Raw genomic sequence first — 13125 nt, 5'->3', positions numbered from 1 at the left:
ACACGCTACCTTTCTTAATACCAAAAATGGAATTGTGATAATTGACTACCTAGTAAAAAATTAATTATAACAAATAAAAATGCATATACGTGAATCCACGCATAATTCGTTCCTTTATATCGTACACCCTTTCTTATTAAAAGAACGACAATATATAGAACTAATAGAATAAAGGAATTAACAATCTTAAAATCAAATATAGAAAACTCATTTAAAGATATATAAGCCCATTGTAACCCAAGAACGAGACTTACAAACAATAAAGGTATTCCAGTAATAATAGACAGAGTCATTCCTGTTTCCGCATGCTGTAGTGAAGGTAATCTACTAAATTGCTTTGTCCACTTTTTCTTCTTCAACACTCTATACAATATCAAATAAAGAATAGAAAAAACAAACGATAAAGCAAATGCTGCGTATGCTAAAAATGCAAATGTAATGTGAATGAATAATAACTCCGATCGGAGTGCATCACCTACTGGAGATTGCTCCAATTGACTCGGGGCAAATGTATGGATAGTCATAAATATGAAACCAATAATATTTAAAAAGAATCCAGGCAAATCTGATTTGAAAACTAGCTGCATGACTAAGGAAAGCAAAATGATGAGCCATGCATAAAAGTAAATCCCTTCAAACAACGATAAAATTGGAAAGCGCTTCATTTCAACCATATACAACACTAAAAACACCGTTTGAAGTAGCCAGACGATGGAAAGAAGCCCTACCGCCAAGCGATGAACTTGCCGATCCTTATTAAGATAATCTATAAAATAGAAGACAAGGCTAACGGATTGAAGGACGACCATAATCTCGTGGAGCCGTGTCATCGTCAAATCAGCCATATAAATTTCTCCCTTTGTACAACAAAAAAGGCGTTTTTATATCTCTCTAGTTTCCATAAAGATACAAAAACACCTCCTTTAGATTAATTGAACGTTAAGTTCTCTTTTAAATCTTGATGCATTAACGCTTGCTTCAAATTAATTTTTGCTTTTTCAGCTTGGCTTTCTACTTCCTTCTTTACATCATCCTCAATACCAAAGATCTGTTGGAATAATTGAAGCTGTTCACCTGGATTTTTAGAAGTAGAAAGCTCTTTAGCTTGTAGTATTGGCTCTTTTAAAAGCTGATTAACAATTGATTTCGTATGTTTATTTAATATTTTTCGTTCACGATCAGATAAGTTCGGCATCTTGTTTTCAATAGAACTCATTGTTTCCATTTGAATTCTGTTAGCTTTTTGACGTAATGCAGATATGATTGGCACTACTCCAAGCGTAGCTACCCATTCATTAAACTGATCAATTTCTGTCTCAATCATTTTATTGATTTGGACTGCAGCACGTTCTCTTTCTGCAAGATTCGCTTCTACAATTCCTTGAAGATCATCAATATCATATAAGAACACGTTTGGTAAATCACCGATACGTGGATCTAAGTCTCTCGGTACAGCAATGTCTACCATGAATAAAGGCTTCCCTTTACGTAAACGGTCTACGAACTGCATTAGCTCCAGGTCAATTACATATTCAGTAGCACCTGTAGAGCTGATAAGAATATCCGCCTCTAATAATGCACATTGAAGTTCGTCCATCGGCTTAGCATTTCCAGCAAATTTAGAAGCAAGCTCCTTTGCTTTCTCATACGTACGATTTATAACGGTTACCTTTTCAGCCCCGCTACCATGTAGGTTTTGGATAGCTAACTCGCCCATTTTTCCGGCACCTAGAATGACCACGTGCTTATGATTTAACGAACCAAATATTTTTTTACCTAACTCAACTGCCGCATAAGAAACAGATACTGCATTTTCACCAATAGATGTCTCCGCATGAGCACGTTTCGCAAACGTCACTGCTTGTTTAAATAATTGGTTAAATATCGTGCCAGTTGTCCCATTTTCTTGCCCATTTAAAAAGCTCTTCTTCACTTGTCCCAAAATTTGAGTCTCGCCTAGAACCATGGAGTCGACTCCAGCAGTAACACGGAATAAGTGATTATTTGCTTCATTATCTTCATGAATAAATAAATATCTAGAAAGGTTCTCCATTGGGATATCGAACCAATTTGCTAGAAATTGTTTAACGTAGTATCTTCCTGTATGCAATTGATCTACAGTAGCGTAAATTTCAGTACGGTTACATGTAGACACAATAACGTTTTCTAAAATACTTTTCTGTTCTTGTAACGCCTGCATCGCATTTGGAAGCTCAGCTTCAACAAAAGAAAGCTTTTCACGAATCTCAACAGGTGCAGTACGATAATTGACACCTACCACTAGTGTGTGCATGGAGTCATGTCACCCTTTCACGTTCATTTCATAAGACCTATTATAGCATAGGTTCACAAGTAGAGAATTCGACATTTGTGAACAAGCTATGAAATCTTATTTAGAATTATTATAAATTAATAATAGCAAAAAAGATTGGCCAATACAAACATTCTGTCCAAGTTTATAAAAGATTAACTATTCAATTTTAATTTTTGACCATTATCATAATTCCTATTTTTAATTAAATCACGATAATTAATACTTTTTAATACTTTTAGCTTTGTTAAAGTTATTGGTTGATTTTGCTAACTATTCTTTTTTATAGTGACTGTAGACATAAACAAAAGAACTTTCAAATAGCTATTAAGAACATATATAGATGATGAAATTGAGATTGGTGACATTTTTTGCTATGTTTCTGGGAGTAAATTTGTTAGCGCTTTATGGATGCTAAAGCTGCTCCATTTATTGATTGGAGCACCAGACGGCGACTCCTACGGGATGAGTGAGACAGATAAGACCTCACAACCACGCGCGTAAGCGATGGGTGAGGGCTTATCGCTCACCCCGAGGAAAGCGTCCGGCTGGGGCGGAAATCAATTCTACTCTCTGATTTAAAATTTCTTTGTATTACAAATCAACCCTTTTGTTTAAGCTCTCGGCGGATGCCTTCCGCTCATCTAAACGACGCTTGCTAGTAATTGGTGCTTTATTAGATTAACTATTCGCACAAAAAAAGATTAACTAAGGATGGTATTCCCCAATTAATCTTTTTTAATCTTATCTAGACTTATTAACGACTTAATTTAAGGCAAAAAAAGTGTATATGAAAATACTACATTCTAGTTTCGATTTCCTTCCAAGCTGCATCGAATCCTAGCCCAGTTTCGGAAGAGAAAACAATTAGTGGATCGCTTTTATCCATTTGAAGTTCGTCTTTAACAATCTTCTTATGTTTGTCCCATTTTCCTTTAGGAATTTTGTCCGCTTTTGTAGCGATTACGATACATGGAATGTTGTAATGCTTCAAGAAATCATACATCATACAGTCATCTTTAGTAGGTGGATGTCTTAAATCCACTATTAATAGCACACCTTTTAGAACCTCACGAGAGGTAAAATAAGTTTCGATCATTTTACCCCACGCGGCACGTTCCGATTTTGATACCTTTGCATATCCGTATCCAGGTACATCGACAAATAGCAGATCTTCTTCTAGCTTATAAAAGTTCAGTGTTTGTGTCTTACCTGGCTTGGAAGAAATACGAGCCATGCTTTTTCTCCCAATCATCTTATTGATGAACGAAGATTTTCCAACATTGGAGCGCCCAGCAAGCGCAAATTCCGGTAAGTCACCTTCTGGATATTGCGCTGGCCTTACGGCACTTATTAATAGTTCGACGTTATGAATTTTCATTTATTTTGCCTCCTCTAATGCAAGTTGAAGCACCTCTTCAGCATCGGAAACAAAATGGAATGTTAATACTTCGCGAACACTTTCTGGAATATCTTCAATATCACGCTCGTTGTCTTTTGGACAAATAATTGTCGTCAAGCCAGCGCGATGAGCACTTAATGTTTTTTCTTTTAAACCACCGATTGGCAACACTCGACCTCTTAATGTAACCTCACCAGTCATCCCGACCTCACGTAAAATTGGTCGTTTAGATAGTGCAGAAACAAGTGCCGTCACAATCGTTATACCTGCAGATGGGCCATCCTTTGGAACAGCACCTTCTGGTACGTGAATATGAATATCCTTATTTTCATGGAAGGTAGGATCAATTCCGAAATCAGCTGCCTTAGAGCGAACGTAAGATAAGGCGGTTTGAGCCGATTCCTTCATAACATCTCCAAGTTTACCTGTAAGCTGTAATTTACCTGATCCGGCTGATAAGGAGACCTCTATTTGAAGTGTATCCCCACCAACTGTTGTATAAGCAAGACCAGTTGCAACGCCTACTTGATTTTCCGATTCAGCTTGTCCATAACGGAATTTTCGCTTACCAATAGTATCTTCCAAATTCTTTGTGGAAATAGTAACTCGTTTTTTATCACCTGAAACAATGAGCAGAGCTGCTTTACGGCAAATATTAGCTAATACTCTCTCTAAGCTACGAACACCCGCCTCACGAGTATAATAACGAATGACATCTATAAGTGCATCGTCCTTCACTTGAAGCTGAGTTTTCTTTAATCCATGCTCTTTAAGCTGCTTTGGTAGCAAGTGATTTTTAGCGATAGACAGCTTTTCAATTTCTGTATATCCCGCAATTGATATAATTTCCATACGGTCTCTTAATGGACCTGGAATTGTGCTTAAATCATTAGCAGTAGCAATAAACAATACATTGGATAAGTCATAGGTCTCCTCAATGTAGTGATCACTAAAGGAGTTATTTTGCTCTGGGTCTAGCACTTCTAGCATTGCAGCTGCAGGATCACCACGGAAGTCATTGGACATCTTGTCAATTTCATCTAAGAGAATTAACGGATTGATCGTTCCTGCCTTTTTCATCCCTTGAATAATACGACCAGGCATAGAGCCTACATAGGTTCTTCTATGTCCACGGATTTCTGATTCATCTCTTACCCCTCCAAGAGAGATACGAACGAATTTTCTACCAAGTGACTCTGCAATAGATTTAGCTAATGAGGTTTTCCCGACTCCTGGTGGCCCAGACAGACAAAGAATTGGTCCTCTTAGTGATTTAGTCAATTGACGAACTGCTAAATATTCTAGTACACGTTCTTTAACAGTTTCTAATCCATCATGATCGCGATCTAGAATTTGCTCTGAGCGTTTAATATCTAACTGGTCTTCTGTAGAATTAGACCATGGAATAGAGACAATCCATTCAATATAGTTACGAATTACTCCACTTTCTGGAGCTTGAGTTGGCAGCTTTTCATAACGGTCTAATTCCTTCAGTACATTCTTTTTAGTAGACTCAGGTAAGCCTGCTTTTTCAATTCGTTTTTTTAACTCGGCAACCTCGCCAGTCTTACCTTCTTTATCACCAAGCTCTGTTTGAATCGCCTTCATTTGCTCACGGAGGTAGAACTCTTTTTGTGTTCTTTCCATCGCATTTTTAACTCGATTGTTAATTTTTTTCTCAAGATTCAAAATTTCTTGTTCATTATAAAGCTGCACGATTAAAGTTTCCATGCGCTCTTTAACATCCATAATTTCCAAAATCTCTTGTTTGCCTGAAATCTTTAACGGCAGAGCTGCTGCAATCATATCAGCTAATCTACCTGGTTCTTCAATATCAGCTACTGAACGATATGTTTCCTCCGATACGTGCTTCGAAGCTTTAGAATACTTTTCGAAATTATGTAATAGAGTACGCATTAAAGCTTGATCTTCTTGATCAGCGTTTTTAGGCTCAATATAAGCCGATACAGTAACTTCATCAATTGTATCCGTCACTTTATATTCATCCCAAATTGCACGCTGTAAACCTTCCACTAAAACTCTCATCGTTCCGTTAGGTAGTTTAACCACTTGTTTTATGTGTGCAATTATTCCCACATCATAAATATCCTCTTGCACTGGCTGTTCAATACCTAAATCCCTCTGAGCAGAAAGAAATAGTTTTTCCTCACGTTCCATTGCTGTATTCAAAGCGGCGATGGAGCGCTCGCGACCTATATCTATATGAAGCACCATGGTAGGAAATATAAATAATCCACGAAGGGGTAATACCGGGTAATACGTCTTTTCTGCCATCTTGGAAGTCACCTCCATCATATTGTATCCTTTATATATCCTAATAATACAGTAAATCCTCTGGATAAAAAGAGGTAGATTTCACGTTATAAAGAGAAATAGCTGACATCCTTGCTCGCGCCTGTGCACGTAGTTTGGAAGCCAGCTTTTTCAATGGCTATTAAGCCGATGTTTTTTCGTTGTCTATTTCTTTAAGTTCAGACCCATCTTCCAATAAAAGCTTAGGACGAGAGTGTTGTGTAATTGTTTCTTTCGTAATCACACATTCCACAATATCTTCACGAGATGGTAATTCATACATAACGTCTAGCATTGTATTCTCAATGATAGAACGTAATCCACGAGCACCAGTCTTACGCTCAATAGCTTCTTTCGCAATCTCCACTAAAGCTTCATCTTCAAATGTTAACTTAACATTATCCAACTCAATCATTTTTTGGTATTGCTTCACTAGTGCATTCTTAGGCTCAGTAAGAATCTGTACTAATGCATTGTTATCCAATTGCTCTAAGCTAGCCAATACTGGAAGACGACCTATAAATTCTGGGATTAAACCAAACTTTAGTAAATCCTCAGGAATTAATTGGGATAATACTGATTTTACATCTACTATTGCTTTATTTGGATCTGCACCGAAACCAATTACTTTTTCACCTAAACGGCGTTTAATAATTTGTTCGATTCCATCAAATGCTCCTCCAACGATAAACAATATGTTTGTTGTATCAATTTGAATGAATTCTTGATGAGGATGCTTACGTCCGCCTTGTGGTGGAACGCTTGCAACAGTTCCTTCTAATATTTTTAGAAGTGCTTGTTGTACCCCTTCACCTGAAACATCTCTAGTAATAGAAGGATTTTCAGATTTTCGAGCTACTTTATCTATTTCATCTATATATATAATACCTTTTTCTGCTCTTTCAATATCATAGTCTGCTGACTGAATAAGCTTTAACAGGATATTCTCAACATCTTCTCCAACATACCCAGCTTCTGTTAATGAAGTCGCATCTGCAATAGCAAAAGGAACATTCAGAATTCTAGCTAAAGTTTGAGCTAGTAAAGTTTTACCGCTCCCTGTTGGTCCGATTAAAACTATGTTTGATTTAGATAATTCAACTTCATCAATTACGCTATTGGAATTAATACGTTTGTAATGGTTATAAACAGCTACTGCAAGTGATTTTTTTGCTCGCTCTTGGCCAATTACGTATTCATCAAGAATAGCTAAAATTTCTTTTGGTTTTGGAACTTCTTTGAACTCTACTTCTTCTTCTGTGCCAAGTTCCTCTTCCACTATTTCAGAACATAGATCTATACATTCATCACAAATGTAAACTCCAGGTCCTGCAACAAGTTTACGAACTTGTTCTTGTGGCTTGCCACAAAAAGAACATTTTAAGTTCCCTTTTTCATCATTGAATTTGAACAAAATATTCACCCCTATTCAAGCCATTATCTTACAAGATTCTTTGTCCAGAATCAAATAATAAGTTTGCTTAAGATTTATTCTATATACGCTGTAACATCGGATTGCATTACTCAAGGCAGTATTCAGACTAGATACAAGTGACAACGATAGCAACAGCGCCATACTAAAAAAGTTATGTATGTATAAAACAAGGCACAGACAGATGCTGTACCTTGTTATATTATAACGCGTTATGTGTAATTATGAAATTTTAGCGTTTTCTACTAAGAATTCCACAGTTTTTTGGAAGCGAAGGTCTTTTTCAAGAACTTCCGTACCACCAAGTGCACGTTTAATATCATCAGCTGACATATTGAATTGAGCACTCATTTTTTCTAGTTCAGCATTAACCTCTTCTTCAGAAGATTGAAGCTCTTCTTTTTCTGAGATAGCTTCAATAGTTAATTGTACTTTTACACGCTTTTTAGCATCTTCTGTCATTTGCTCACGTAAAGCAGCTTCGTCTTGACCAGAGAACTGGAAGTAAAGCTCTAAGTTCATACCTTGTTGCTCTAGACGTTGACCAAATTCTTGTAGCATGCGGTCTACTTCTGTTTCGATCATAGCTTCTGGGATATCGATAGTAGCGTTTGCTGCTGCAGCTTCTACTAGATCATCACGAAGGTTTTGTTCAGACATTTGTTTTTTCTCTTCAGTTGCTGCTTCTTTTAGCTTAGTGCGTAAAGCTTCAAGACCTTCAACCTCAGCATCAATTTCTTTAGCAAGCTCGTCATTAAGTTCAGGAAGTTCTTTTCCTTTTACTTCTTTAACTGTAACTTTGAAAGTTGCTGCTTTACCAGCTAATTCTGCTGCATGATATTCTTCTGGGAATGTAACTTCTACGTCTTTTGATTCGCCAGCTTTAACGCCAACTAATTGACCTTCAAAGCCTGGGATGAAAGAGTTAGAACCGATTTCTAAAGGATAATCTTGTCCTGCTCCACCTTCAAATGCTTCTCCGTCTACAAATCCTTCAAAGTCGATTACTGCAGTGTCACCTTCAACGATTGCATCTTCTTTTACAACTAATTCAGCTAAACGAGCTTGATGCCCTTTAAGTTGCTCTTCGATTTCTTCGTCTGTAACTGTTTGATCTAACTTAGTAACTTCAAGACCTTTGTAATCGCCAAGAGTTACTTCTGGTTTTACTACTACATTAGCAGTAAACACTAAAGGTTGACCTTTTTCCATAGTTACGATGTCGATTTCTGGACGATCTACTGGATCGATTCCAGCCTCATCAATTGCTGAAGCATATGCTTCAGGAAGAATGAAATCTAATGCATCTTGGTATAAAGACTCAACTCCGTACATTTTTTCGAAAATTGGGCGTGGCATTTTTCCTTTACGGAAACCAGGTGCATTAATTTGCTTAACCACTTTCTTAAAAGCTTGGTCTAAACCTTTGTTCACTACATCAGCAGCAACTTCAACTGTTAAAAGACCATTATTTCCTTCTTGTTTTTCCCATTTAACTGACATTTATTCTACCTCCAATAAATAAATTACAATAATTTAGTAGCCTGTATATTAAAAGTTTGAAACTTAACAGGACAGTTTTTCACTAATTATATTGACAACTTGTATATTATAGCATAACTGACTAGACTTTCAACATTATTGATATACAAGTAAGCTCGCCTATTTTCCTAGTAAACTATTTTCTATATGCTATGTAAAGGTTTTAAAACTATTACCTAACAGATAACCTTCATTACTTATAATCCTTTAATCCTTATAGGGTTGTCAACTATAAAATCGGAATTACTGTCTTTCCTATTCATAAAATGAATTGAATTTATAATTTGGCTATGTAAAAGGTTAGGAGAAATCTTAAATCAGAGAGTAGAATTGATTTTTCTTCCCGGTCGGACGCTTTCCTCGGGGTGAGCGATAAGCCATCCACCATCGCTTACGCGCGTGGTTGTGATGTCTTATCTGTCTCCCTCATCCCGTAGGAGCCGCTGTCTGGCGCTCCAATCAATAAACGGTAACAGCTTTAGCATCGATAAAGCGCTAACAAATACTAACATAAACAGCTGAAAAACTGTCACTAACCCCAATTTCATCATCTATTTATGTTCTTAATAGCCATTTGAAAGTTCCTTGTTTATGTTTACAGTCACTATAAAAAGAATTGTTAGTAAAAATCAACCAATAACTTTAACAAAGCTTATATTTTTTATTTTGATTTGCTAACGCAAGCTACAAATATAAGAATTATGACATTTAGAATGCTTTTATATTTATAGAGTAGAATTGATTATCCTTTATTCGGACGCATTTCACGTGGTAAGCGATAAGTCATCACCCGTCATTAACACGCGCAATTTTGATGTGTTAGCTGTCTCTTTCATCCCTACTTATATAGCACATGCAACTTTCGCAATCCGTACAGAAGAAATGCTTTTTGGTTACGATCCCTGTATTAAATCCACTTACACAATCGAATTTCCCCAAGCTATTTTGCCCATAACAACTGCTTTTTTAGCTCCGGTAGCTGAAGGGAGGTTATTTGTTTTTTTCTTTAAGCATTGATAGCCTAATAAAGCGAAAATTACCGCCTCTTTAGCATCTGCGCTTATTTCATATGCTTCCATTCCAACCACAGAAACACGATCTGACATATAAACTTGCAGGCTGTTGAAAAGGGTCAAATTATGTCTCCCCCCGCCACTAACAATTACTTCTTCTATCTGTGCAGATTCAATGAATTTCAAAATCTCTGTAGCAATCGTCCGTGCAGTTAATGCAGTAATGGTAGCAATCCGATCATCCAGACTAATAGCTAAATGTTCAGCTTCGTCCCACAGCATTCTCGCAAATTGACTTCCAAACATCTCTCTACCGGTGCTTTTTGGGTAATCCTGATGGAAGAACGGATAAGCAAGTAGCTTAGTTAGCCATTTTTCATTCACATTGCCGCTTGCTGCGATAGCCCCTTCGCGATCATAGTCACGCTTCCCATTTGTTGCCCAATGGACAAATGCATCAATGATCATATTTCCTGGACCGGTATCGTATGCAATAACCTCCGATGCTGTAGCTCCTTTCGGAAGGACAGTTATGTTAGCTATTCCTCCTATATTAACGAGCACTCTCCCATGACTCTTATTCGTATAAAGCATATGATCAGCATAAGGGACTAACGGAGCTCCCCCTCCCCCTACAGCCATGTCTCGTGTCCTAAAATCACCAACAGTTGTAATACCGGTACGTTCAGCAATTACTGCTATGTCCCCTATTTGTAGAGTAGATGTAACATCTCTTCCTTCAATGTTAATGGAAGTCGGCTGGTGAAAGATAGTTTGACCATGGGAGCTTACAAGTAAAATATCTTTCGGCGTTAAATTTGCTTGTTGAATAATAGATAAGGTAGCCTCAGAGAAGATTTCTGCTAAATACATATTCATCCCACTAATGTCTGCTACTTTTGCTATTTCAGGAGTGCAAATTTCTCTAAGCCTTTCTTTTAGTTCCCTTGAGTAAGGGACTGACAAATACGTTACTAAATCTATTTGCAAATTGTCATTAATATCAATAATGTTGATGAGAGCTGCATCTACCCCATCCAGTGATGTTCCGGACATAAGGCCAACTACATAGCTTGTTTGCTCTTCCAAATACATCTCTCCCTATAAAGAAATTTATAATAAAAGCATATTAGAGTACTTTTCTATAAGAGGTATAGCCTTTCCAAACCTTATAATCTAATTTACGATAAAAATCGACAAGCCCTGTCCAATCAATGACAATATGATTAATGTCTCTATTTCTTAGAAAAGCTATAGCAGCTTGTACGATTGCTATACCGTAGCCATTCCCGCGTTCCGCAGAATCGACCCCTAAAGGTCCTACCCCGCCTAATTCTTGGCTGAATAGCGGTGCCCAGTACACGTTTTGAGCGATTAAGGGCGAGCTATTATCGTTAATTCTTGAAAACCCAATAATCTTATTTTCTTTTTTAAGAACGGCAAATTCCCTACCATTCCCACCCTTTTGGAAATATTGATGAGCCTCGTATTCCCATCGTCCTGGGAAGCATCGATGTAAAAATGCAAGGAATGCCTCTTTTTCCTCATGCTTTAATATCGAAAACTCAACATTAGGAAGGGCAGGTAATTCTTTCGCTACCTCCCCTTCATATTTACAGAGCATATCGAACTCTTTTCCAAAAGAATGATAGCCTCTTTTTTCAAACCAATCTTCATAGCTATCTAATGGGACGCCAGGGAAATAGTGCCATGGGTCTTTTCCTAATAATATTTCCTGCATTCCAGCTAATTGAAAAGCGTCCTCTGCATGCCTTAATAGATTAGAGCCGACTCCCTTGTTTCGGTACTCATGATGAACAAGGATTACTTGAATCCAGCCTGTTTTATCCTTCATCGGTATCTCTAATTCTTCCTGCCACCTTTTACCTACTACAAACCCGATAATTTGACCTTGCTCATTTACAGCTATTCGCGAAGCATCATAGCAAATATTTTCATCCTTAAAACTATTTTGCTCAAATAGCTCCTTTCGCATTGGAAAATCTCTACCTAGCTCTTGATTCCACAAACTCACCAATTCATCTAGTCTATCTAACCGCCATTCTATCAACTGCATGCTTTCACCTCAATTATCATAGTTTGTTCTATTAAATGTTTCTAAAAAATACTCATCTATTTCTATATTTTCTTCTAAAAGAGCAGCAACTACTGCCCCACCAGCCGGTAATATTTTTGGAAAGATTATATCTACATGAATACCTTCATTTTTAATCGTTCTTTCGATTGATTCTTTCAAAATGTCATATCTATTAAAAAGTCCACCTACTAAAACAACTCGTATAACATCATTCCCTTGGCTGAATAGCTGTTTTACAATAGCAGATATCGCCATTCCAAGCTCTGCTCCATTATGATCGATGATATGCTTAGCCAATAAATCATTACGTTCTACCGCCTTCATAACAAGTACCGTGAGCGAGGATATCAGCTTTTTCGGATTGTCTGCCTGATAAATAACCGGAATAATATCCGGTAATTCTTCTTTATTGAAATGCTGGATAAGTAGGTCAGACAATAATGTTTGTTCCATGAGACCATCCCTCGCTTTAAAGGCAGCTTCTAATGCATCTCTACCAATGGCATATCCACTACCTTGATCTCCAAACAGATGGCCCCATCCTCCTACACGCGCTCGATCAGAGGCTTCATTCACACCGTATGTGATTGCTCCAGTTCCAGCAATTTGGACTATCCCTGGTTTTCCTATTGTCCCGGAATAAAGTGCTGTAATCGCATCATGGTCTATAGTAATACTTACCTCTGAAGAAAATAGAGGTTGTAGTATGGCTTTTAAGGCGTCTTGGTTGGTTATATTGCCCGCTCCTGCCATACCAGCAAATACACGCTTTACTAGTAAGAAATTTTGTGGTGCCAATTCTTTTAGTTCCCTTATAAGCTTTTGCAGTTCTGATTGGACAGCTATTTTCCCCATACTATTAATATTAGTTCCACCAACCGTCGCTTTTGCTACTACTTCACCTTTAGATGTAGCAATGATTCCAGTAGTTTTCGTTCCTCCGCCATCAATCCCTAACACATACATTCTCTACACCCCTTTTGACAATAAACAAGCCAACTCATAGAAGAGTCA

The 13125-nt window shown here is 37.4% G+C and carries 9 protein-coding genes; all 9 read right to left on the bottom strand.

Going from position 1 to position 13125, the window contains the following annotated elements; translation table 11 throughout:
- Positions 1-14: 14 nt before the first annotated feature.
- On the bottom strand, positions 15-845 hold the full coding sequence (ccsA, locus tag MKY09_RS07370; RefSeq protein WP_169359868.1) for a cytochrome c biogenesis protein CcsA: 831 nt from the start codon (positions 843-845) through the stop codon (positions 15-17).
- Between the two features lie 83 nt (positions 846-928).
- Entirely contained in the window at positions 929-2293 is a 1365-nt protein-coding gene (hemA, locus tag MKY09_RS07365) for a glutamyl-tRNA reductase (protein WP_169359867.1), read from the bottom strand.
- 817 nt (positions 2294-3110) lie between these two features.
- Positions 3111-3692, bottom strand: coding sequence for a ribosome biogenesis GTP-binding protein YihA/YsxC (gene yihA, locus MKY09_RS07360; RefSeq protein WP_169359866.1), 582 nt, complete (start codon positions 3690-3692; stop codon positions 3111-3113).
- Complete coding sequence (gene lon, locus MKY09_RS07355) at positions 3693-6008, bottom strand: endopeptidase La (RefSeq protein WP_169359865.1); 2316 nt, start codon at positions 6006-6008, stop codon at positions 3693-3695.
- 160 nt (positions 6009-6168) lie between these two features.
- Positions 6169-7440 carry an ATP-dependent protease ATP-binding subunit ClpX gene (gene clpX, locus MKY09_RS07350; RefSeq protein WP_251553451.1) on the bottom strand — a complete coding sequence of 424 codons (1272 nt, stop codon included), beginning with the start codon at positions 7438-7440 and terminating at the stop codon, positions 6169-6171.
- 240 nt (positions 7441-7680) lie between these two features.
- Positions 7681-8961, bottom strand: a complete 1281-nt coding sequence (gene tig / locus MKY09_RS07345) for a trigger factor (protein WP_169359863.1) — start codon at positions 8959-8961, stop codon at positions 7681-7683.
- A gap of 956 nt (positions 8962-9917) precedes the next feature.
- On the bottom strand, positions 9918-11102 hold the full coding sequence (locus MKY09_RS07340) for an anhydro-N-acetylmuramic acid kinase (RefSeq protein WP_298471562.1): 1185 nt from the start codon (positions 11100-11102) through the stop codon (positions 9918-9920).
- A gap of 40 nt (positions 11103-11142) precedes the next feature.
- Positions 11143-12090, bottom strand: coding sequence for a GNAT family N-acetyltransferase (locus tag MKY09_RS07335; RefSeq protein ID WP_342567986.1), 948 nt, complete (start codon positions 12088-12090; stop codon positions 11143-11145).
- Positions 12091-12099: 9 nt separating this feature from the next.
- On the bottom strand, positions 12100-13077 hold the full coding sequence (locus tag MKY09_RS07330; RefSeq protein ID WP_342567985.1) for a BadF/BadG/BcrA/BcrD ATPase family protein: 978 nt from the start codon (positions 13075-13077) through the stop codon (positions 12100-12102).
- Positions 13078-13125: the final 48 nt, after the last annotated feature.

Source organism: Psychrobacillus sp. FSL K6-4046 (assembly GCF_038624605.1).
Taxonomy (GTDB): Bacteria; Bacillota; Bacilli; order Bacillales_A; family Planococcaceae; genus Psychrobacillus.
This window is presented reverse-complemented; position numbering and strand designations above follow the sequence as displayed.